The sequence below is a fragment of the Streptomyces sp. NPDC088746 genome (assembly GCF_044751065.1).
In the GTDB taxonomy this organism is placed as follows: Bacteria; Actinomycetota; Actinomycetes; order Streptomycetales; family Streptomycetaceae; genus Streptomyces.
Map to the genome: position 1 here is coordinate 106,471 of NZ_JBIVLA010000013.1, position 22,635 is coordinate 129,105.

Here is a 22,635-nt window from a genome sequence, read left to right on the forward strand (position 1 = left end):
ATCCCGTGGATCCCCTGACGAAGAATCCTATGGATCACCGTAGGAATCGAAACGTGGCCCGTCAACGGCATACAGGCATCATGGAGCCGTGTCCCACGCTCATACGAACCTCCGACGCGTCCCCGTGCAGCAGCGCAGCGCCGACCGCCTCGCCCGCATCCTCGACGCCGGGGCCGCGCTGCTCGACGAGACCGGCTACGAGCAGCTCTCCACCCGGGCGGTCGCCGACCGGGCCGGCGTGCCCATCGGCTCCGTCTACCGCTTCTTCCCCAACAAGAGGGCGCTGGTCGACGCCCTGGCCGAGCGAAACCTGGAGGTCTACGCCGGCCGGGTCGTCGCCAGACTGGAGGCGATCCCGGAGCGGGAGTGGCGCGCGGCCATCGACGCCGTGCTCGACGAGTACCTGGCGATGAAGCGCTCCGTCGCCGGCTTCGCCCTCGTGGACTTCGGCCCACCCGTGCCGGTCCCGGGGCCGCTCGACGCGGAGGTGAACCAGCGCGTCGCGGACCGCCTGACGGAGCTGCTCTCCGGATATCTCGGCCGGGGACGCGACGGGGCCGCCTCGGACGCCCGCCTGCTCCGCACCGTCCTGGTCTGCGTGCAGGCCGCCGACGCCCTGCTCCAACTGGCCTTCCGCACCGACCCCGAGGGGGACCCGGACCTGATAGCGGAGACCCGGGTGCTGCTCCGGGCCTATCTCTCAAGCGTCCTCGAATAACGGCGCGGGGCGGCGGATCAGGCGGCGGAGGGTGGCGGGCCAGGGGGCGGAGCGCTGCGGGCCGACCGGCTCGGGGGCGGCGGGACAACGGGTCACTCCAGAGCCTCGCCAGCATCCGTACCGGTCGGTATGCTCGATTCGCCGGGAGCCCGCGCCCGCCGAGTGCGCCGCGGGACGCCGGATCACGCCCGCGCGCCACCGCTGCCGCCGCCCCGGGGAGGGCCCATGTCCCACGAATCCCGTACCGCTCTGCGCGTCTGCCCGCTCTGCGAGGCCACCTGCGGACTCACCCTCACGATCGAGGGGACAGAGGTCACCGGTGCCCGCGGTGACCGCGAGGACGTGTTCAGCAAGGGGTTCATCTGCCCCAAGGGCGCGTCCTTCGGGGGGCTCGACGCCGACCCGGACCGGCTGCGCGCCCCGCTCGTCCGCACGGACGGCGTCCTGCGCGAGGCGACGTGGAGCGAGGCCTTCGACGCGATCGCCGCGAGGATCCCGGCGCTGATCGGGGAACACGGCAAGCAGGCAGTCGGAGTCTTCCTCGGCAACCCCATGGTGCACACGATGGCGGGCGGGCTCTACCCGCCGCTGCTGCTGTCCACGCTCGGCACCCGCAACGTCTTCACCGCCAGCACCCTGGACCAGATGCCCAAGCACGTCTCCAGCGGACTGCTCTTCGGTGACGCCAACGCCATTCCCGTACCGGACCTGGACCGCACCGCCCATCTGCTGCTGATCGGCGCCAACCCGCTGGAGTCGAACGGCAGTCTGTGCACGGCGCCCGACTTCCCGGGCAAGCTCAAGGCGCTCCGCAAGCGGGGCGGCACCCTCACCGTCATCGACCCGCGCCGCACCCGCACCGCCCGCCTCGCCGACCGGCACGCCGCGATCAGGCCCGGCACCGACGCCCTGCTGCTCGCCGCGCTCACCCAGGTCGTCGTCGAGGAGAAGCTCGCCGACCCCGGAGCGCTCGCCGAGCACCTCGACGGTTACGACGAACTGACCGAAGCCGTCGCGGACTTCACCCCCGAGGCGGTCGCCGGGGCCTGTGACCTGGACGCGGCCACCATCCGGGAGATCGCCCGCGAGCTGGCCGCCGCACCCTCCGCGGCCGTCTACGGGCGCATCGGCAGCTGCACCGTCGAGCACGGCACCCTGGCCAGCTGGCTCGTCGACGTACTGAACATCCTCACCGGCAACCTCGACCGCCCCGGCGGCGCCCTCTTCCCCCTCTCCGCCACCGGCCGCGCCCCGCGCGCCGCCGGGCCGGGGAAGGGCTTCTCCCTCGGCCGCTGGAGCAGCCGGGTCTCCGGACACCCCGAGGCCAAGGGCGAACTGCCCGTGGCCGCACTCGCCGAGGAGATCGAGACGCCGGGGGAGGGCCGGATCCGGGCGCTGATCGTCATCGCGGGCAACCCGGTGCTCTCCGCGCCCGACGGGGACCGCCTGGACCGGGCGCTCGCCGACGGCCTCGACTTCATGATCAGCGTCGATCCGTACCTCAACGAGACCGCGCGCCACGCGGACGTCGTGCTGCCCCCGCCGCCGCCCTCGCAGAGCGCCCACTTCGACTTCGCGTTCAACTCCCTGGCCGTCCGCAACCAGGTCCGCTACAGCGGCCCCGCCGTGCCCCTGGAGGAGGGGCGGATGGACGAGAGCGAGATCCTCGCCCGGCTCGTCCTCGCCGTCGGCGGCAACCATGGCGCGCCGCCCGGGGCCGTCGACGACCTGGTGATCACCACCACGATTGCCAAGGCGGGACTCCCCGAGTCCCTCGCGGCCGACCTGACCGGCGGCACGGGGGCCGAACGGCGCCTCGACCTGATGCTGCGCCTCGGTCCGTACGAGCTCACGCTGGAGCAGCTCCTCGCGCGGCCCCACGGGATCGATCTCGGCCCGCTGGAGCCGCGCGTCCCGCAGGTGCTCAGGACACGCAGCGGCCGCATCGAGCTCTTCCCGGCGCCGATCGCCGCCGATCTTCCCCGGCTCCGCGCGTCGCTGGGCGCGCGGCCCGCAGGCCTCGTCCTCGTCGGCCGCCGCCATCTGCGGTCCAACAACAGCTGGATGCACAACGTCGCCGCGCTGCGTGGCGGCTCGAACGTCTGCACCCTGCAGATCCACCCCGACGACGCGGCCCGGATCGGGCTCACGGACGGCGACACGGCCCGGATCACGGCCGCGGGCGGCGAGGTCGAGGCGCCCGCCGAGATCACCGACTCGGTGCGGGCCGGGGTCGTGAGCCTCCCGCACGGCTGGGGCCACAACAGGCCGGGCACCCGCATGTCGGTCGCCGGGGCGGATCCGGGCGTCAACGTGAACCAGCTCCTGGACGGCAGCCTCCTGGACCCGCTGTCCGGCACCGCGGTGCTCAACGCCATCCCCGTTTCCGTAACACCAACTCGTTGACCTGGGGTTTTGCTCGTATTGCTCACACGTCAACATCTTGTTAACGCTGCTTCGGGGCCCCTAACGTCATCCGGACCGCCGGCACCGGTGAGAGTTCAAAGGTGAACGTTAGGTATCCCATATGTTGACAATCCTCGGCTTTGCCATGATCGCGACCTTCCTGGTCCTGATCATGATGAAGAAGATGTCGCCGATCGCGGCGCTGGTCCTGATCCCCGCCCTGTTCTGCGTGGCCGTCGGACAGGGCGCGAAGCTCGGTGACTACGTCATCGAAGGGGTCGGCACCCTCGCGCCGACCGCGGCGATGCTGATGTTCGCCATCGTCTACTTCGGCGTGATGATCGACGTCGGCCTCTTCGACCCGATCGTCCGGGGCATCCTGCGCTTCTGCAAGGCCGACCCGATGCGGATCGTCATCGGGACGGCCCTGCTCGCCGCGGTCGTCTCGCTGGACGGCGACGGCTCCACCACCTTCATGATCACGGTCTCGGCGATGTACCCGCTCTACAAGCGGCTGAAGATGAGCCTGGTCGTGATGACCGGGGTCGCCGCCACCGCGAACGGGGTCATGAACACCCTTCCCTGGGGCGGTCCCACCGCCCGCGCGGCCACCGCGCTCAAGGTGGACGCGGCCGACATCTTCGTCCCGATGATCCCGGCTCTCGCCGTCGGACTGCTCGCCGTCATCCTCCTGGCCTGTGTCCTGGGCCGCCGGGAGCGCAAGCGGCTCGGCATGCTCACCCTCGACGAGGCGCTGGTGACCGAGCCGGAGACCGTCCTCGTCGGCGCGGGCGGCGGCGACCGGCTCACGAAGGCCCCGAAGGCCACCGGCGGTGCGGGCACCGCGGGCGGCACCGAAGAGGCCGACGAGGACGAGGAGTTCAAGGGACTCGACCCCGACAGGTCCACGCTCCGCCCCAAGCTCTACTGGTTCAACGCCGGCCTCACCGTCGCCCTGCTGGCCGCGATGATCCTGGAGCTCATGCCGATCCCGGTGCTCTTCCTGCTCGGCGCGGCCCTCGCCCTCACCGTCAACTTCCCCCACATGCCCGATCAGCGGGCGCGGATCGCGGCCCACGCCGACAACGTGCTCAACGTCTCCGGCATGGTCTTCGCCGCGGCCGTCTTCACCGGCGTGCTGACCGGCACCGGTATGGTCGAACACATGGCGGACTGGCTCGTCGGGGCGATCCCCGACGGCATGGGTCCGCACATGGCCATCGTCACCGGCGTCCTGAGCCTCCCCCTCACGTACTTCATGTCCAACGACGGCTTCTACTTCGGAGTGCTGCCCGTGCTTGCCGAGGCCGGCGCCGCCCACGGCGTCTCCCCCCTGGAGGTCGCCCGTGCCTCCATCGTGGGACAGCCGCTGCACATGTCGTCCCCGCTCGTGCCCGCCGTCTACGTCCTGGTCGGCATGGCCAAGGTCGAATTCGGCGACCACACCCGCTTCACCGTCAAGTGGGCCGTGCTCACCTCGCTGGTGGTCCTCGGCGCCGGGATCCTCTTCGGAATCATCTGATGCCTCCGGAACCACGGCCCGGCAGGGGCTGGCTGCTGCGCCTCGTCATCGCCTTCTCCTTCGCGCAGGGGGCGGTGTCGATGGCGCGGCCCGCCGTCTCCTACCGGGCTCTCTCGCTGGGTGCCGACGAGCGCGCGATCGGCGTCATCGCCGGCGTGTACGCGCTCCTGCCGCTCTTCGCGGCGGTACCGCTCGGCCGGCGCACCGATCACGGCCGCTGCGCTCCGCTGCTGCCCGTCGGGGTCGTCCTGATCGGCGGTGGCTGCGCGCTCAGCGGCACCGCGGGCTCCCTCCCGGCGCTGGCGGCCTGGAGCGGGGTCATGGGTCTCGGCCACCTCTGCTTCGTGATCGGCGCCCAGTCGCTCGTCGCCCGGCAGTCCGCCCCGGCCGACCAGGACCGCAATTTCGGCCACTTCACCATCGGCGCCTCCCTCGGCCAGCTCGTGGGACCGATCGCCGCCGGCTACCTCATCTCCGAGCGCGACGGCGCGATGGCCCGTACGAGCGCCCTCGCCCTGCTGGTCTCGGCGGCCGTCGCCGCCGTCTCCTTCACCTCCCTCTGGCGCATCGAGCACCGAAGGACCGCCGGCCCGCCCCGCGAATCGGCCGAAAAGGTGCCGGTCGGCAGCATCCTGCGAACCCGGGGAGTCCCGGCAGGCATCTTCATCAGCCTCGCCGTGCTCAGCGCCACCGACATCCTCACGGCCTATCTGCCCGTGGTCGGCGAGCACCGGGGCATCGCACCCGCCACCGTCGGCCTGCTGCTCAGCTTGCGGGCCGCCGCGACCATCGCCTGCCGGCTCGTCATGACACCGATGCTGCGCAGGGTCGGCAGGACCGTCCTGCTCTCCACGACCTGTCTGCTCGGCGGCCTCCTCTGCGCGGCCGTCGCCCTGCCCGTCCCGGTGTGGGGCCTCGCCGTGATGCTCGCCGTGCTGGGCTTCTGCCTGGGGGTCGGCCAGCCCCTCTCGATGACCACCGTCGTCCAGGCGGCCCCAGCGGCCGCACGCTCCACCGCGCTCGCCCTCAGGCTCACCGGCAACCGGCTCGGCCAGGTCGCGGCCCCCGCCTCGGCCGGACTGATCGCCGGGGTCGCGGGCACCGCCGCGCCGTTCGTGATGCTGGGCGCCCTGCTCGTCGGGGCTGCGGGACTCGGGCTGCGGGGCGGCGGACCCGCGGCGGCCGCCACGGACACGGCACCCGTGGCCCCCCGGCCCCGCGCCGAACGCCCCTGCGTCGAGCGCGACTCCTCCTGACCCGAGGTGTCCGGGCCCGTCTTCGGCCCGTCTTCCAACCGGTGCCCGCCCGCCCGGAGACATTCCCGGGCCCGGCGTGCGAGTGTGGCCGTCGGCCGTGCGTGACCTGTGTCTCCAGCGGTTCCCTGGCGCCAAAAAACTAACAGCGCTAGTTTGGGGCCGGGACGGCATCCGTCCGTACGACGCACGGCTTCGGCGGCAGGCACAGCGAGCCCGGGAGGAACAGCCATGAAGGCGCATGACGGGATGTACATCGGCGGGGAGTGGCGGCCCGCCTCGGGCCAGGACACGATCCCGGTCGTGAACCCGGCGGACGAGCAGGTCATCGGACACGTCCCGGCGGGCACCGCCGAGGACGTCGACGCCGCGGTACGCGCCGCGCGCGCCGCGTTCCCCGGCTGGGCGGCCACCCCGCCCGCCGAGCGCGCCGAGAGGATCGCCGCGCTGCGCGACGTGCTCGCCGCCCGCAAGGACGAGATCGCCGAGACCGTCACCGCCGAGCTCGGCTCGCCGCTGGCGATGTCCCAGGCGGTGCACGCGGGGGTACCGGTGCTGGTCGCCGGTTCGTACGCCGAACTCGCCGCCTCGTACTCCTTCGAGGAGAAGCTCGGCAACTCCACCGTCCTGCTGGAGCCCGTCGGCGTCGTCGGCGCGATCACGCCCTGGAACTACCCGCTCCACCAGATCGTCGCCAAGGTCGCCCCGGCGCTCGCCGCCGGCTGCACCGTCGTCCTCAAGCCCGCCGAGGACACCCCGCTCACCGCGCAGCTCTTCGCCGAGGCCGTCCAGGAGGCGGGCCTGCCGGCCGGCGTCTTCAACCTGGTCACCGGCATCGGGGCGGTCGCCGGACAGGCCCTCGCCGAGCACGAGGACGTCGACCTCGTCTCGTTCACCGGATCCACGGCCGTCGGCAAGCAGATCGGCGCCACCGCGGGAGCGGCCGTCAAGCGCGTCGCGCTGGAGCTCGGCGGCAAGTCCGCCAACGTCATCCTGCCCGGCGCCGACCTCGCGAAGGCCGTCAACGTCGGCGTGGCCAACGTGATGTCCAACTCCGGCCAGACGTGCAGCGCCTGGACCCGGATGCTCGTCGACTCCGAGCGGTACGAGGAGGCCGTGAGCCTGGCCGCCACGGCCGTCGCCAAGTACGTACCCGGCGAGCGGGTCGGCCCCGTCGTCAACGCCAAGCAGCAGGCCCGGGTGCGGGGTTACATCGAGAAGGGCATCGAGGAGGGCGCCCGCCTCGTCGCGGGAGGCCCCGAGGCGCCCAAGGACCAGGGCTACTACGTCAGCCCCACGGTGTTCGCCGACGTCACGCCCGGCATGACCATCGCGCAGGAGGAGATCTTCGGCCCGGTGCTCTCGATCCTGCGGTACGAGGACGTGGACGACGCCCTGCGGATCGCCAACGACACCGTGTACGGGCTGGCCGGCGCGGTCTGGGGCGCCGACGACGAGGAGGCCGTCGCCTTCGCCCGCCGCATGGACACCGGACAGGTCGACATCAACGGCGGACGCTTCAACCCCCTCGCGCCCTTCGGCGGTTACAAGCAGTCGGGGGTGGGCCGCGAGCTCGGCCCGCACGGCCTCTCCGAGTACCTCCAGACCAAGTCCCTCCAGTTCTGAGCCTCTCCGACCCACCGAGGAGTCTGTTCGTGGTCCGCGCCGCTGTACTGCCCGCCGTCGGAGCTCCCCTGGAGATCACCGACATCGAACTCCCGGAGCCCGGCCCCGGCCAGGTGAGCATCTCCCTCGCCGCCGCCGGGGTCTGTCACTCCGACCTGTCCCTGACCAACGGCACCATGTTGCTGCCCGTACCCGCCGTGCTCGGCCACGAAGGCGCCGGAACGGTGCTCTCCGTCGGCGAGGGCGTCACCCACGTCGCCGCGGGCGACCCGGTGGTCCTCAACTGGTCGCCGTCCTGCGGAGCCTGTTTCCACTGCGGGATCGGCGAGGTCTGGCTCTGCGCCGACGCCCTCAAGGGCGCGGCCAACGTCCACGCCCGTACGGCCGACGGCACCGAGCTCCACCCCGGCCTGAACGTCGCGGCCTTCGCCCAGGAGACCGTCGTCGCCGCCAACTGCGTGCTGCCCGCCCCGGCCGGCATCCCGCTCGACGACGCGGCCCTGCTCGGCTGCGCGGTCCTCACCGGCTACGGGGCGGTCCACCACTCCGCCCGGGTGCGCGAGGGCGAGAGCGTCGTCGTCTTCGGGATCGGCGGGGTCGGCCTCGCCGTCCTCCAGGCCGCCCGTATCGCCGGAGCGTCGAAGATCATCGCCGTGGACGTGTCACCGGAGAAGGAGGAACTCGCCCGCCGGGCCGGTGCCACCGACTACGTCGTCGCCTCCGACACCACGCCGCGTGCCGTCCGCAAGCTGACCGGCGGCCAGGGCGCCGACGTCGCCGTGGAGTGCGTGGGCCGGCCCGCCACGATCCGCGGAGCCTGGGAGTCGACCCGGCGCGGCGGCCGCACCACGGTCGTCGGCATCGGCGGCAAGGACCAGCAGGTGACCTTCAACGCCCTGGAGATCTTCCACTGGGGCCGCTCCCTCACCGGCTGCGTCTACGGGAACAGCGACCCGGCGCGCGACCTGCCGGTGCTCGCCGAACACATCCGCGCCGGACGGTTCGACCTCTCCATGCTGGTGACGGAGCGGATCTCGCTGGACGGCATCCCGGCGGCCTTCGACAACATGATCGCCGGCAAGGGCGGCCGCGCGCTGGTCGTCTTCTAGACACCGGCCGCACGGCTCCGCCCCCCGGGCCCGCCGTCGGTGCCGGGTGTCAGCCCTCCGCGCGGCGGAGCGCCTCGCTCAGCGGCCGGCGGGGGGCCGGGGGCGGCTGCGTCCGGGGATAGCCGACGCGCAGCACCATCTGCGGGTGCCCGTAGTGCGCGGCACTCGCCGACACGTCGTCGCGCAGGTCGGCGTCCTCCAGCGGCTGGTTGGCGAACGAGGCGGCGACCGCGTGCTCCGCGGCGGTGAGCAGCAGCCTCTGCAGGGCCTGTCCGGCCGCCACCCATGAGGCGGGGTCGTCGCCGGGAGTCTCCAGTACGGCCAGGTCCGGGTGCGGTTCGAAGTCCGCACGCGTACGCCCGGGGAGGCCGGCTCCCTCGGCCATGTCCCGTACGGGCGGGTCGTCGTAGCCGCCGCGGCGCGGCACCGGGCCGAGACTTCCGACGGGTATGACGGAGGGAGCGCTGTCCGGGGAGAGCCGGGCGACCCTGTCCTCCCGGACGGCCGCCTCCTCGTCGCACGTCGCCCGCCGGATCAGGGACAGCATGCGCTGGTACTCCGGCTCCCGGTCCAGCAGCCGCAGGCTCGCCCCCTCCCGGCCCGCCGCGTCGTGCAGGAGTGCCACCACGTCCGACGGAAGGGGCTCGGGGGCGAACGGGTACCGGTTGGTGCGGCGCAGGTGCACCCAGCCGCACAGCCGGCCCAGCACCTGGTCGGGAGCCTCGTCGGTCACCGCGATCCGCGCCACCAGCAGCGGATCGCCGGCGTCGGGCAGTACCGACACCCGTGCTCCGTGACCCAGGCGTGCGAGTGCGGCCCGGGCGTTGAGGACCGCCGCCCCGCACGACAGGTGGACATCGCGTTCCGCCGACGCCGTCGGCAGCGACGCCCGGCCCGGCTCCGCGTACACGTCGAGTCCCCCCGGGCCGACGGCGAACGACCAGGGCTGGGTGTTGAACACGGAAGGAGCGGCGGCTGCGGCGGCCGCGACGGCGGCCTGCCCAGGGAGGTCGAGGGCGGAGCGGAGCAAGGACTGCATGAGGCGTGCCTCCTGCGGTGGTGGCCGGTCATCTGGGTCTCTTCAAGTGTCCGTCCTCACCCCCGGCCGGTGTCAGGGACTTGAGCTCCTCCTACGCGGGACTTCCGGCCCCTGGGAATCCGCGGGCGCCCCAGGGTCCGCCGCTCCCGCGCGGCCGGCCCGCCCACGGGTCCGCGAGACCGCGACCCCGGCCAGGCAGAGCAGCCCGCCCGCGACGGTGAGCAGCGCGGGCACCTCGTCGAGCAGCAGCCAGGACATCAGCACCACCAGGGCGGGCACGGCGTACGTCGTCGCGCCCATCCGGCCCGCTGTGGTCCGGGCCAGAGCGTAGGCCCAGGTGGTGAAGGCCAGTGCCGTCGGGAACACCCCGAGATAGATCATGTTCAGCGTGGCGGACAGGGGGGCGTCGGCCGCCTCGGAGACCAGTACGCCGGTGAACGGCAGGCAGGCGACCGTCCCGATGAGGCAGCCGAACGTGGTGATCTGCAGCGGGGACCCGTGGCGCAGCGCGGGCTTCTGGATGACCACCCCGCCCGCGTACGACAGCGCGGCCAGCAGGCACAGGAGTACGCCGAGCACGGAGGAACTCCCGTGGCCGGACATGGAGAGGCCGACGACGACGGCGCCCGCGAACGAGACCGCCATGCCCGTCAGGAGCCGGCGCGGCAGCCCCTCCCCGAGCAGCCGGGCGCCCAGGAGGGCCATCAGGATCGGCCCGACGTTCACGATCATGGCCGCCGTGCCCGCGTCGACCTGCTGCTCGCCCCAGTTGAGCACCACCATGTACAGACCGAACCAGAGCAGCCCCGACCCGATGACGCCCGGCCACGCGGCCCGCGACGGCAGCCCTTCGCGGCGCACGAGCAGGATCGTGCCGAGCGTCAGCGTGCCCGCCAGGAGCCGGCCCAGTGCCAGCGCCCCCGGCGAGTACGCCTCGCCCGCGCTGCGGATGGAGACGAACGCGGAGGCCCAGAGGATGACCGTGGTGCACGCGGCCGCCGGGGCGCGCCAGTCGCGTGCGGAGGCGGCCGGGGCGGCGGGGCGCGCTGTCGGTGTCGTCGTCATGGCCACGACGGTAAGCCGGGAACGCTTCGGGGCCCACCGAATTGTCAGCTCACGTCAATCGTCGTCGGCTCGATGGACAGGTGCGCCGACAGGGCGCGGAGCCCCGCCGGGGTGGCCCGGACAGCGCGCCCCGTCCCGACCCGCTCGCACCATCCGGCGTCCAGCACATGGCGGCACAGTGCGGCACCCGCGGTCCCCGCCAGGTGCTGCCGGCGCTCGGTCCAGTCCAGACAGCCCCGCGCCAGCGGCCTCCGCGAAGCGGTGGCCAGGGGGATGCCGAGCGCGCCGAACCATTCCAGGCCGTCCTCGGTCAGCGCGAAACCGGTGTCCTGCCGCAGGAGTCCGTGCTCGGTCATGGCGTCGGTGATGCGGATGCCGAGCCGGCCGGCGAGATGGTCGTAACAGGTGCGCCCCCGGGCCAGCGCGTGCCGGCGGCTCGCCTCGCGCAAGGTGCGCGGGGGAGTCGCGGGGCCGGGAGCGGCATGGGCGGCCAGCTCCTCGACCAGCTGCGCGATCCGCCCGTCGGCGAGCCGCAGATAGCGGTGGCGGCCCTGACGCTCCTCGGCCAGCAGTCCGCCCGCGACCAGCTTGGACAGATGTTCACTCGCCGTCGAGGCGGCCACACCCGCTCCACGGGCCAGCTCGCCCGCGGTCCAGGCCCGGCCGTCGAGCAGGGCAAGGCAGAAGGCGGCACGGGTCTCGTCGGCGAGGAGCGCCGCCAGCGCGGCGAGCCGCGGCGCGGCCGGATCATGCGGTGTCGTACGGGCCATGGGTCCAGGATGCGTCAGGCACCGTTCGGCGCGGGCCGAACCGTGCGGCCGGGGGTCGTCTGCTCGTACTGCGACGCGAGGCCGTCCAGCAGCGCGCGCAGCCCGGTCTCGAACGCGCCCTCGTCGACCTGCTGCCGGCGGTCGGCCAGCAGATGGGCCTGGCCGAGGTGCGGATAGTCGGCGGGGTCGTACGCCGTCTCGTCGTCGACGAAACCGCGGGCGAAGGAGCCGAGCGCCGACCCGGTGATGAAGTAGCGCATCAGCGCGCCGATGTAGGTGGCCTGTGCGGGCGGCCAGCCGGCCCGGACCATGGCGCCGAAGACCGCGTCCGCGACCCGCAGGCCGGCCGGGCGGCGGCCGGGCCCCTGGGCGAGCACCGGGACGATGTGCGGGTGCGCGGCGAGTGCCGCGCGGTAGGAGACGGCCCAGTCGTGCAGGGCGGCGGGCCAGTCGCGCGGGTCGTCCTCCTCGAACATCGACAGGTCGACCTGTGCGGACACGGCGTCGGCGACCGCGTCGAGGATCTCGTCCTTGTTCCGGAAGTGGTTGTAGAGGGAGGGCCCGCTCACACCCAGCTCCGCGGCGAGCCGGCGGGTCGAGACGGCGTCCAGCCCTTCCGCGTCGACGAGCGCGCCCGCCGCCTCGACGATGCGGTCTCTGTTGAGGAGGGGCTTGCGCGGTCGGGCCATGCAGCACATAGTAGGGCCTGCAAGCATAAAACTAGCAGTGCTAATTAAAAGTGGGGTGTCGCAGGATGAACCTGGAGCTGAGCGAGGAGCAGGACGCCGTCCGGCAGCTCGCCGAGGACTTCGTCGCGCGGGAGATCACCCCGCATGTCGTCGAGTGGGACCGCGCCGAGAGTGTCGACAAGTCGATCGTGAAGAAGCTGGGCGCCCTCGGTTTCCTCGGGCTGACGATCCCGGAGGAGTACGGCGGCTCGGGCGGCGACCACCTCGCGTACTGCCTGGTGACCGAGGAGCTCGGCCGGGGTGACTCCTCGGTGCGCGGCATCGTCTCCGTATCGCTCGGCCTGGTCGCCAAGACGATCGCGTCGTGGGGCACCGAGGAGCAGAAGCGACAGTGGCTGCCGGAACTGACCGCGGGCGAGGCCGTCGGCTGCTTCGGACTCACCGAGCCGGGCACCGGTTCGGACGCCGGGAACCTGACGACCCGGGCCGTGCGGGACGGCGACGACTACGTCATCAACGGCTCCAAGATGTTCATCACCAACGGCACCTGGGCCGACGTCGTCCTGCTGTTCGCCCGCACCAACGACACCCCCGGCCACCGGGGTGTCTCCGCCTTCCTGGTGCCGGCGGACGCCCCCGGCCTGACCCGGCGCACCGTCCACGGCAAGCTCGGGCTGCGCGGCCAGGCCACGGCCGAACTGGTCCTGGAGGACGTCCGCGTCCCCGCCTCCACGCTCCTGGGCCCCGAGGGCAAGGGCTTCTCCATCGCCATGTCCGCCCTGGCCAAGGGCCGGATGTCGGTCGCGGCCGGCTGTGTCGGCATCGCGCAGGCCGCCCTGGACGCCGCCGTGCGTTACGCCGGCGAGCGTGAGCAGTTCGGCAAGTCCATCGCGAGCTACCAGCTCGTCCAGGAGCTCATCAGCGACATCTCCGTGGACGTCGACGCCGCCCGCATGCTGACCTGGCGGGTCGCCGATCTCATCGACCGCGGCCAGGAGTTCGCCACCGCCGCGTCCACGGCGAAGCTCTTCGCCTCCGAGGCGGCGGTCCGTGCGGCGAACAACGCCCTGCAGGTGTTCGGCGGTTACGGCTACATCGACGAGTACCCCGTCGGCAAGCTGGTCAGGGACGCCCGCGTGATGACGCTGTACGAGGGCACCAGCCAGATCCAGAAGCTGATCATCGGCCGGGCGCTGACCGGGGTGTCGGCCTTCTAGGGGTGACCCGGAAGCCGGTGTGCCGGGGGTCCGCGAGCAGGTGGCTGGCGGACCGGGCGGCGCTCGGGCAGGCTTCCGCGCATGGTCTCAGTACTGCAGAACGTGGCGATCGACTGTGCGGATGCCTATGGGCTGGCCCGGTTCTGGAGCGAGGTGACCGGGTGCTCACCGCACCCGGAGGACCGGCCGGGGGATCACGAGACCCAGGTGATGCTTCCGGAGGGCCCGGTGCTGTACTTCAACCAGGTGCCGGAACCCAAGGCGGTCAAGAACCGGATCCATCTGTGCCTGCGCCCCGAGGGCTCGCGCGAGGAAGAGGTCGAGCGCCTGCTGGGCCTCGGTGCCACCCTGGTCGCCGACCGCCGGGAACCCGGCGGCGCGGGCTGGGCCGTCCTCGCGGACCCCGAGGGCAACGAATTCTGCGTACTGCGCAGCGAGTCCGACCGGGCCGCGATGTCTTCCTGAGTCCGGAACCGCCCGGGTCCCGGGCGGTTCCGTCGCCCGCCCGCGCGCCGCCCTCGATGAGTACCGGCTGAGTACGCCGACGGATACCGGAGCGCACCCCGGCGCCGGATGCTGTGCACATGAGTGAGACAACATCGGTCAAGCAGCAGAGCACCGCCGCCTTCTACGGACAGGCCGTCCTCTCCTTCGGCGTGGCCATGGGCGCCGTGGCCCTCGGCATCTTCTTCCTCGACGCCGACGCCTGGGTGCGGGCCTTCCTCGCCATCGGCGTCCTCTATCTGGTCACCTCGTGCTTCACCCTCGCCAAGGTCATCAGGGACCGGCAGGAGGCGGGGCAGATCGTCAGCCGGGTCGACCAGGCCAGGCTGGAGAAGATCCTCGCCGAGCACGATCCCTTCCAGAAGCTCTGACGGTCTCACCCCATGAGCGCTCTAAGCGCTTGCTCAGGTTCGCGGTATGGTGTTCGTCCTGCCAGCGGAAAGGGGCACGTGGCGATGAGCACGGCGGAGGAGACCGACGGCGAGAACACGCCGTGGAGCGAGGTGACGCCCGAAGCGGCCCGGCGACTGCTCGTCGCCGCCGTCGAGGCCTTCGCGGAGCGTGGCTACCACGCCACCACGACCCGTGACATCGCCGGACGGGCCGGTATGAGCCCGGCCGCGCTCTACATCCACTACAAGACCAAGGAAGAGCTGCTCCACCGGATCAGCAGGATCGGCCACGACCGGGCCCTGCTCCTCCTGGAGACGGCGGCCGGCAAGGACGGCACGGCGGCCGAGCGGCTCGCCGAGGCGGTCCGGTCCTTCGTCAGCTGGCACGCGGAGAGGCACACCACGGCCCGGGTCGTGCAGTACGAGCTGGAGGCCCTCGGCGAGGACCACCGCACCGAGATCGTGGCCCTGCGCAGGCAGACCGACGCCGTGGTGCGCCGGATCATCGGTGACGGTGTCCGGGCGGGCGAGTTCGACGTACCGGACGTCCCCGGCACCACGCTCGCCGTGCTGTCCCTCTGCATCGACGTGGCGCGCTGGTTCAACGCCCAGGGCAGCCGGACGCCCGAGGAGGTCGGCACCCTCTACGCGGACCTCGTCCTGCGCATGGTGGGCGCCCAGAAGTGACGCCGGGCGCCCCCGCGGGCCCGGCGCACTCCGTGCGGATCACAAGCTGCGGCGCACTCCGGGGGCCGGGCGCGCCCCGGGATCAGAAGTAGTAGCGCGAGACCGACTCCGCGACGCAGGCCGGCTTGTCGCCGCCCTCGCGCTCGACGGTGACGAGGGCGGTCACCTGAACACCGCCGCCCGCCTCCTCGACGTTCTTGAGCACTGCCGTGGCGCGCAGCCGCGAGCCCACCGGGACGGTCGAGGGGAAGCGGACCTTGTTGGTCCCGTAGTTGATGCCCATCTTCGCGCCCTCGACCTGCAAAATCTGCGGGACGAGCACCGGCAGCAGCGACAGCGTCAGATAGCCGTGCGCGATCGTCGTGCCGAAGGGCCCGGCCGCGGCTTGCTCCGGGTCCACGTGGATCCACTGGTGGTCGCCCGTGGCCTCGGCGAACTGGTCGATCCTCTTCTGCTCGATCTCCAGCCAATCGCTGTGACCGAGCTCCTGGCCCACCCCGTCCCGCAGCTCCTGTGCGGACGTGAAGATCTTCGGCTCTGCCATGTTCCTGGTCCCTGCCTTCCGGCTGTCGGTCGCCCTCCAGGGCGGTGTCTAAGCGCTTGCTCAGCATGGTTGGGCCGCGCGGTCCTGTCAACGACGGACCGGCGGGTTTCCCGACCGGCCGCACAGCCCGGGGGGCGGCCATTAGGGTTTGGGGAGTGCCACAGATCCCGCAGTCATTCCATGAACTCACCGTCGGCCAGCTCTCCGCACGCAGCGGCGCCGCGGTGTCCGCCCTGCACTTCTACGAGTCCAAGGGCCTGATCAGCAGCAGCCGCACCAGCGGCAACCAGCGCCGCTACACCAGGGACGCGCTGCGCCGGGTGGCGTTCGTCCGGGCGGCGCAGCGGGTGGGCATCCCGCTCGCCACCATCAGGGAGGCACTGGCCGAGCTGCCGGAGGAGCGCACGCCGAACCACGAGGACTGGGCCCGGCTCTCCCGTGCCTGGCGCTCGGAGCTGGACGAGCGCATCAAGCAGCTGGGCCGGCTGCGCGACCACCTCACCGACTGCATCGGCTGCGGATGCCTGTCGCTGGAGACCTGTGTGCTGTCCAACCCTGATGACGTCTTCGGTGACCGCATGACCGGGTCGCGGCTGATGCCCGAGCGGGGCGCGGCCGACCGCTCCTGAGTGCGCCCCGGTCGCTCCGTGACCCGCGGTGCTCAGGCCGCCGATGCCAGGGCCCTGGTCCGCGCCCTTCTGGCCTCGGCCAGCGCCTTCGCCGTCAGGACGGGCCGGGGGACGACGATGCCGCAGCCGGTGCAGACCGGCCCGGCCCACGGTTCGCGGTCCAGGTCCTGCCGCCAGATGATGCCGGTTCCCGCGCAGACCGGGCACGCGGCGCCGGGCTTGGTGCCCAGGGCCGAGATCAGCCGTCCCAGGACCTCGGCAAGGGGCGCGCCGGGATGGACCCCCGGATCCTCGCAGTGCGCGATCCCGTTGCCGCCCCAGGTCCGCCGGTGCCAGTCGTCGAACGTGCCGGGCCGCCGCAGGCCGTCGTGCTTCTCACGGCGCCGCCGCTCGGCGAAGCCCGCCTCGTACGCGAGCCAGACGGCCCGCGCCTCCTCCAGTTCCTCCAGCGCGCGGATCAGGCGCACCGGGTCGGGGGCCCGGTCCTCGGGCTCGATCCCGTGCCGGGCGCACAGATGATCCCAGGTCGCCCGATGACCGTACGGGGCGAATCTCTCCAGGCATTTGCGCAGCGAGTACCGCCGCAAAGCCAGATCGCCCCGCGAATCGCGGACCTGTCTCGCAAGACTCCGGAAACCGGCCATGGCACTGCCACCTCCGTCGCTCGTACTTCGGCGTCAAGGGATGGACGTACGACTGCCCGATTCGGCTCCATCCAAAGGTGAAACGCGTCCACGGACCGAGACGGTCCATGTGAGGCCGGGTGTGGGCGTGTGGCGATTCGGAAAAAGTGACTGATGTTCATCTTACCGGCGGGGCGTACCGCCAGTAACCTCCGGCGCATCGGCCACCCGGAGGAGCACGCATGCCCCCACGCACCCGCACGCTCAGAGCCGCCACACTCGCGGCCGTCCTCGCTCTCGGTACGTCCCTGCTCGCCTCGGCGCCCGGCGCCGGAGCGGCGGAGCCCCCCGCGGTCACGGACCACTGCGGCAGCCAGTGCGCTGACATCCTGCCGCCCGGCGAGAACGGCAACGCCACGCTCGTCGAGATCCTCGGCAACAAGGCGTTCGGCACCCACCCCGCGCACAGCGACGACCAGCTCGACCGCTACAACGGCCTGGTCGAGGGGCATACGGGCCTCACCGACCAGAAGCTGACCGACTTCTTCAACGACGCCTCCTTCGGGGTCGCCGCCGACCAGGTCGAGTCCGTGACCAAGCCGCGCGAGGACGTCACGATCACACGCGACAGGAAGAGCGGCGTGCCCCACATCAAGGGCACCACCCGCTACGGCACCGAGTTCGGCGCCGGGTTCGCCGCCGGGCAGGACCGGCTGTGGCTGATGGACCTGTTCCGGCACATCGGGCGCGGCCAGCTGACCTCCTTCGCCGGCGGAGCACTGGCCAACCAGGGCCTCGAGCAGCAGTTCTGGCCACAGGCTCCGTACACCGAGGCCGACCTCGAAGCGCAGGTCGAACGGATCAGGACCACCGAGGGCGCGCGCGGCGAACAGGCGATGGCCGACGCGCAGGCCTACGTCGACGGGATCAACTCCTACCGCGAGAAGTCCAAGAAGGGCCGCTACTTCCCGGGCGAGTACGTCCTCACCGGCAAGATCGACTCCATCACGAACATCGGCGAGATCCAGCCGTTCAAGCTGACCGACCTGATCTCGATCGCCTCGGTCGTCGGCGGACAGTTCGGCGGCGGAGGCGGCGGTGAGGTCCAGGCCGCCCTCTCGCTGCTCGCCGCCCAGCAGAAGTACGGCGTCGAGGAGGGCACCCGGGTCTGGGAGTCCTTCCGCCAGCGCAACGACCCCGAGGCCGTCCTCACCGTCCACGACGGCACCTCGTTCCCGTACGCCGGCAAGCCCGACAAGGCCCGGGGCACGGCTCTTCCCGACGCGGGATCCGTCACCCCGGAACCGCTGATATACGACCGGACCGGCTCGGCGGGCACCGACAGGAAGGACCCCGTCGACGCGCCCGCCCGCCTCGCACCGGCCCAGGGGATGTACGACGACGGCGTCATCCCGGAGGGTTCGCTGCCCGGATCCGGCGACGCCGCCCAGAAGCGGGGCATGTCCAACGCCCTCCTGGTGTCCGGCCGGCACACCGCGAGCGGCAACCCGATCGCCGTCATGGGCCCCCAGACCGGCTACTTCGCCCCGCAGCTGATGATGCTCCAGGAGCTCCAGGGCCCCGGCATCAGCGCCCGCGGCGTCTCCTTCGCCGGAGTCGGCATGTACATCCAGATGGGCCGCGGCCAGGACTACGCCTGGAGCGCCACCTCGGCGGCGCAGGACATCACCGACACGTACGCCGTCGAGCTCTGCGAACCCGACGGCTCCGCACCCGCCAAGGACTCCACGCACTACCGGAACGACGGCGCCTGTACGGCCATGGAGAAGCTGGAGCGCGCCAACTCCTGGAAGCCCACCGTCGCCGACTCCACCGCCAAGGGCTCCTACCGCATGCAGGTGTGGCGCACGGACTACGGCATCGTCACCCACCGCGCCACGGTGGACGGCAAGCCCGTCGCGTACACCTCGCTGCGCACCACCTACCGCCACGAGGCCGACTCGATCATCGGCTTCCAGCTGCTCAACGACCCGGCGTACGTGACGGACGCCGCCTCCTTCCAGCAGGCGGCGAGCCACATCGACTACGCCTTCAACTGGTTCTACGCGGACTCCCGCACCACGGCCTACTACAACAGCGGCATGAACCCCGTGCGCGCGGCAGGGGTGGACGCCGCGCTGCCGGTCAAGGCCGAGAAGGCGTACGAGTGGCAGGGCTACGACCCGGCGGCCAACACCACCGACTACACGCCGTTCGCCGAGCACCCGCACTCCAGCGGACAGGACTACTACATCTCCTGGAACAACCGTCAGGCCGAGGACTACTCCACCGCCGCCTTCGGCTTCGGCGCCGTGCACCGCGGTGACCTGCTCGACGACCGGGTGTCCGAACTGGTCGAGGAGGGCGGGGTGACCCGTGCCTCCCTCACCCGCGCCATGGAGGAGGCGGCGCTCACGGATCTGCGCGGAGAGCAGCTGCTGCCCGAGCTCCTGAGGGTGCTCCGCTCCCAGCCGGTCACCGACCCGGAGCTCAACACCGTGGTCCAGCAGCTGGATTCATGGCGGGCGGCCGGGGCGCAGCGCAAGGAGACCGGCCCGGGCTCCCACACGTACACGCACCCGGACGCGGTGCGGATCATGGACGCGTGGTGGCCGAAACTGGTCGAGGCGGAGTTCCGTCCGGGTCTCGGTGACGACCTCTACGCCGCGTTCACCGCGAGCCTGGCCACCGACGAGTCCCCGGCCGCCAGCCACGGCCCGAGCGGCGCGCACAGCGGCTCCGCCTTCCAGTACGGCTGGTGGGGATTCGCCGACAAGGACCTGCGCCAGGTCCTCGGACAGCCCGTCAAGGGGCCGCTGGCCAGGACGTACTGCGGCAACGGCGACCTGAGCGCCTGCCGGTCCGCCCTCCTCGGCACCCTGAAGGAGGCGGCCGCCGTACCCGCGACCACGGTCTACCCGGGGGACGACAGCTGCGAGGCCGGTGAGCAGTGGTGCACCGACGCGATCGTCCACCGCCCGCTGGGCGGGATCTCGCAGAAGTCGATCCACTGGCAGAACCGGCCGACCTACCAGCAGGTCGTGGAGTTCCCCTCGCACCGCTGAGCCCTGGTGGCACGGAGGGCAAGTACTGACGAAGCGTCAGAAGACGGTCCCCGTAACGCCGTTCGCGGCGGTGCGGGGGCCCTCGTCGTTCGCGGGCGGGATGCGGTTCCGGCCGTACCGGCCGCCGGTTGTCAGTGGCGGCCAGTAGCATTTCGCCGTTCAGCAATGACATGTTCATCAAGGGGTGGGAACGACTTGAGAGTGAATCGTGTGCGCGGCACGGCTGTGGCCGCCGCCCTCGGCGTCGTCGCCGTTCTGGGGTTCCAGAACGTCGCGAGCGGCGCCGATGCGGGAAACGCGCGGAACGAGGGCCGGCCGGCCGCCGGGGTGGGGATCTACGGCACGGCGGGCCAGGACGGTCCGGTCAGGAGCGAGGTGCACAAGCTCGCCCTGAAGTCCGGGGGGCGTGGCGAGGCCACCCTCTCCCGGCGTACCACCGAACCGTTCGGCATGCTGGGCCTGTCCTGGCCCGATGCCGACGCCGAGATCAAGGGCACGATCGAGGTCCGTACCCGGGCCGCCGGGACCGGGGAGTGGACCGACTGGATCGCCCTGGAGCCGTACGTTCCCGGCCTCGACGGCGAGCGCCCCACCGAACGCGGCTCCACGGAGCCCGTGTGGGTCGGACGCTCGGACGGCGCCGAGGTGCGGGTGAGCGACGGGGCGGCCTCCGGGACCCTGCCGGCCGGCCTCCGGCTCGACATGGTCGACCCTGCCGCCGGGACCGGCGCGGCACCGAGCGGCGGCACGGACGCACAGCCCGCCGCCTTCGCGTCCGCCGAGGTCGACCCGGGCCCGCCGTCGACGGTTCCGCAGCCCCCGGTCGTCACCCGCGCCGAGTGGGGCGCCGACGAATCCATCAACGACGAGGGCCCGATCTACCTGGAAGGCGGCGTCATCAAGGCCGCCTTCGTGCACCACACGACCAACGCCGGCTACGACTGCTCCGAATCCGCGGCGATCGTTCGCGCCCTGCACGTCTTCCACGTGCAGACGAACGGCTGGCGCGACCTCGGCTACAACTTCCTCGTCGACAAGTGCGGGAAGATATTCGAGGGCCGTCAGGGCGGCATCGACCAGCCCGTCATGGGCGCGCACACGTACGGCTTCAACAGCGAGTCGACCAGTGTCGCGATCATCGGCGACTACACGGACGCAGGTGCCCCGAACGTCGCCCTCGAGGCGACCGCCCGGATGGCCGCGTACAAGCTCGGGCAGTACGGCGGTGACCCGGCGGGCAGCACCACGCTGGTCGCCGGCGCCACGCAGAAGAACTACGCCGGCAGGGAGTTCGTCGCCGGGCAGTCCTACTCGTTCAGCCAGATCTCGGGTCACCGGGACGGCTTCAACACCGAGTGCCCCGGCATGAAGCTCTACCCGCAGCTTCCGGCCATCCGCACACTGGCCGCGGGCCCCGTCCAGGGCCTCACGGTCACCTCGGTCGCCGGCGGGGCCTTCGCCGTGGAATCCGGCTACGAGACGCCGGGCCCGGTCTCGGTGAACTGGTCGACGACCACCCCGACCTCGCTGATCAGCGGGTTCGAGCTCCTCGTCGACGGCAAGAGCGTGACCACCGTCGCGGGCAAGGCGCGCACCGCCTCCACGACGCTCGTCCCGGGCAGCCACAAGGTCGCGGTGAAGGCCGTCCACCAGTCGGGCAAGGCCACGACCACCGCCGCGGTGAACGTGAACGTGCCGAGCCCGAAGAAGTTCGTGCCCGTCACCCCGCAGCGTCTGATGGACACGCGGACGGGACTGGGCGCACCGAAGGCGCCCGTCGGTCCGGACAGTGTGGTCACCCTCCCGGTGACCGGCACGAACGGGGTCCCGGCCACCGGCGTGGGTGCCGTCGTGCTGAACGTGACGGCGACGAACGTGACGGGGGAGACCAGTTATGTGTCGGTCTACCCGGACGGGACGACGCGGACGGCCGCGTCGAACCTGAACCTGGTGAAGGGTCAGACGGCTCCGAACCTGGTGATCGTGCCCGTGGTGAACGGCAAGGTGAGTTTCTACAACCGTGCGGGGACCCTGGATCTGATCGCGGACATCACCGGTTACTTCACCTCCGTCGGCGAGGGTTCCACGCACGTCAACCTCGGTCCGGAGCGTGTGATGGACACGCGTGAGGGTCTGGGTGTGCCGAAGGCGCCGGTCGGTGCGGACAGTGTCGTGACGCTCCAGGTGGCGGGTGCCAACGGTGTGCCGGCCGAGGGTGTCACGGCGGTCGTGCTGAACGTGACGGCGACGAACGTGACGGGTGAGACGAGTTATGTGTCGGTCTACCCGGACGGGACGACGCGGACGGCCGCGTCGAACCTGAACCTGGTGAAGGGTCAGACGGCTCCGAACCTGGTGATCGTGCCCGTGGTGAACGGCAAGGTGAGTTTCTACAACCGCGCGGGCACGCTCGACCTGATCGCGGACATCACCGGCTACTTCACCTCCGGCGACGAAGGCGCGTCCCACATCAACCTCGGGCCGAAGCGCGTGATGGACACGCGTGAGGGCCTGGGCGTGGCGAAGGCGCCGGTCGGTGCGGACAGTGTCGTGACGCTCCAGGTGGCGGGCGTCAACGGTGTGCCGGCCGAGGGTGTCACGGCGGTCGTGCTGAACGTGACGGCGACGAACGTGACGGCGCCGACGAGCTACGTGTCGGTCTATCCGGACGGGACGACGCGGACGGCCGCGTCGAACCTGAACCTGGTGAAGGGTCAGACGGCTCCGAACCTGGTGATCGTGCCCGTGGTGAACGGCAAGGTGAGTTTCTACAACCG

General features: G+C 71.8%; 19 protein-coding genes. 13 read left to right on the forward strand and 6 right to left on the reverse strand.

The genetic code is table 11. The features are described from left to right. Window positions 1-88 precede the first annotated feature (88 nt). The 6 genes from ACIP63_RS36310 to ACIP63_RS36335 all read left to right on the forward strand — a co-directional run bounded on the left by ACIP63_RS36310 (window position 89) and on the right by ACIP63_RS36335 (window position 8,634). The gene (locus tag ACIP63_RS36310) at window positions 89-718 is read left to right on the forward strand and encodes a TetR/AcrR family transcriptional regulator (RefSeq protein ID WP_401524752.1); all 630 of its coding nucleotides are present in this window, start codon (window positions 89-91) and stop codon (window positions 716-718) included. A 225-nt stretch (window positions 719-943) separates the two neighbouring features. Continuing rightward, complete coding sequence (locus tag ACIP63_RS36315; protein WP_401524754.1) at window positions 944-3,124, forward strand: molybdopterin oxidoreductase family protein; 2,181 nt, start codon at window positions 944-946, stop codon at window positions 3,122-3,124. 121 nt (window positions 3,125-3,245) lie between these two features. Then, on the forward strand, window positions 3,246-4,646 hold the full coding sequence (locus ACIP63_RS36320; RefSeq protein WP_401524757.1) for a CitMHS family transporter: 1,401 nt from the start codon (window positions 3,246-3,248) through the stop codon (window positions 4,644-4,646). Next, the gene (locus ACIP63_RS36325; protein ID WP_401524760.1) at window positions 4,646-5,902 is read left to right on the forward strand and encodes an MFS transporter; all 1,257 of its coding nucleotides are present in this window, start codon (window positions 4,646-4,648) and stop codon (window positions 5,900-5,902) included. Before ACIP63_RS36320 ends, ACIP63_RS36325 begins: the two co-directional genes overlap by 1 nt. 228 nt (window positions 5,903-6,130) lie before the next feature. Further along, complete coding sequence (locus tag ACIP63_RS36330; RefSeq protein WP_401524763.1) at window positions 6,131-7,525, forward strand: aldehyde dehydrogenase family protein; 1,395 nt, start codon at window positions 6,131-6,133, stop codon at window positions 7,523-7,525. Between the two features lie 29 nt (window positions 7,526-7,554). Next, the gene (locus ACIP63_RS36335) at window positions 7,555-8,634 is read left to right on the forward strand and encodes a Zn-dependent alcohol dehydrogenase (protein WP_401524766.1); all 1,080 of its coding nucleotides are present in this window, start codon (window positions 7,555-7,557) and stop codon (window positions 8,632-8,634) included. A gap of 49 nt (window positions 8,635-8,683) precedes the next feature. On the opposite strand, the gene ACIP63_RS36340 is transcribed toward ACIP63_RS36335, so the two are convergent. The 4 genes from ACIP63_RS36340 to ACIP63_RS36355 form a co-directional block, all read right to left on the reverse strand. Continuing rightward, entirely contained in the window at window positions 8,684-9,673 is a 990-nt protein-coding gene (locus ACIP63_RS36340; RefSeq protein ID WP_401524769.1) for an Acg family FMN-binding oxidoreductase, read from the reverse strand. A 72-nt stretch (window positions 9,674-9,745) separates the two neighbouring features. Continuing rightward, on the reverse strand, window positions 9,746-10,738 hold the full coding sequence (locus ACIP63_RS36345) for a DMT family transporter (protein WP_401524771.1): 993 nt from the start codon (window positions 10,736-10,738) through the stop codon (window positions 9,746-9,748). Window positions 10,739-10,782: 44 nt separating this feature from the next. Next, window positions 10,783-11,508: an ArsR/SmtB family transcription factor gene (locus ACIP63_RS36350; protein WP_401524774.1), complete on the reverse strand. Its 726-nt coding sequence runs from the start codon at window positions 11,506-11,508 to the stop codon at window positions 10,783-10,785. 14 nt (window positions 11,509-11,522) lie between these two features. After that, complete coding sequence (locus tag ACIP63_RS36355; RefSeq protein WP_401524776.1) at window positions 11,523-12,197, reverse strand: TetR/AcrR family transcriptional regulator; 675 nt, start codon at window positions 12,195-12,197, stop codon at window positions 11,523-11,525. 65 nt (window positions 12,198-12,262) lie between these two features. Between ACIP63_RS36355 and ACIP63_RS36360 the strand changes: the two genes are divergently transcribed. The 4 genes from ACIP63_RS36360 to ACIP63_RS36375 all read left to right on the forward strand — a co-directional run bounded on the left by ACIP63_RS36360 (window position 12,263) and on the right by ACIP63_RS36375 (window position 14,997). Next, window positions 12,263-13,414, forward strand: a complete 1,152-nt coding sequence (locus ACIP63_RS36360; protein WP_401524779.1) for an acyl-CoA dehydrogenase family protein — start codon at window positions 12,263-12,265, stop codon at window positions 13,412-13,414. An 81-nt stretch (window positions 13,415-13,495) separates the two neighbouring features. Continuing rightward, on the forward strand, window positions 13,496-13,879 hold the full coding sequence (locus tag ACIP63_RS36365; protein ID WP_401524782.1) for a VOC family protein: 384 nt from the start codon (window positions 13,496-13,498) through the stop codon (window positions 13,877-13,879). A gap of 119 nt (window positions 13,880-13,998) precedes the next feature. Continuing rightward, window positions 13,999-14,289, forward strand: a complete 291-nt coding sequence (locus tag ACIP63_RS36370) for a YiaA/YiaB family inner membrane protein (RefSeq protein WP_031099588.1) — start codon at window positions 13,999-14,001, stop codon at window positions 14,287-14,289. A gap of 84 nt (window positions 14,290-14,373) precedes the next feature. Next, on the forward strand, window positions 14,374-14,997 hold the full coding sequence (locus ACIP63_RS36375; protein ID WP_393758021.1) for a TetR/AcrR family transcriptional regulator: 624 nt from the start codon (window positions 14,374-14,376) through the stop codon (window positions 14,995-14,997). An 82-nt stretch (window positions 14,998-15,079) separates the two neighbouring features. Here the strand turns inward: ACIP63_RS36375 and ACIP63_RS36380 are convergent, their stop codons facing one another. Beyond that, the gene (locus tag ACIP63_RS36380) at window positions 15,080-15,541 is read right to left on the reverse strand and encodes a MaoC family dehydratase (RefSeq protein WP_401524787.1); all 462 of its coding nucleotides are present in this window, start codon (window positions 15,539-15,541) and stop codon (window positions 15,080-15,082) included. 155 nt (window positions 15,542-15,696) lie between these two features. On the opposite strand from ACIP63_RS36380, the gene soxR reads away from it, so the two are divergent. Further along, window positions 15,697-16,170 (forward strand): redox-sensitive transcriptional activator SoxR, encoded by a 474-nt coding sequence (soxR, locus tag ACIP63_RS36385; protein WP_401524790.1) that lies wholly within the window; start codon window positions 15,697-15,699, stop codon window positions 16,168-16,170. Between the two features lie 32 nt (window positions 16,171-16,202). On the opposite strand, the gene ACIP63_RS36390 is transcribed toward soxR, so the two are convergent. Beyond that, the gene (locus ACIP63_RS36390) at window positions 16,203-16,814 is read right to left on the reverse strand and encodes a hypothetical protein (RefSeq protein ID WP_401524792.1); all 612 of its coding nucleotides are present in this window, start codon (window positions 16,812-16,814) and stop codon (window positions 16,203-16,205) included. A 221-nt stretch (window positions 16,815-17,035) separates the two neighbouring features. On the opposite strand from ACIP63_RS36390, the gene ACIP63_RS36395 reads away from it, so the two are divergent. Both ACIP63_RS36395 and ACIP63_RS36400 read left to right on the forward strand, forming a co-directional pair. Then, complete coding sequence (locus ACIP63_RS36395; protein WP_401524795.1) at window positions 17,036-19,858, forward strand: penicillin acylase family protein; 2,823 nt, start codon at window positions 17,036-17,038, stop codon at window positions 19,856-19,858. 210 nt (window positions 19,859-20,068) lie between these two features. Further along, window positions 20,069-22,635, forward strand: a 2,567-nt coding sequence (locus ACIP63_RS36400) for a peptidoglycan recognition protein (RefSeq protein WP_401524798.1), incomplete at its 3' end; no start/stop codon positions are given.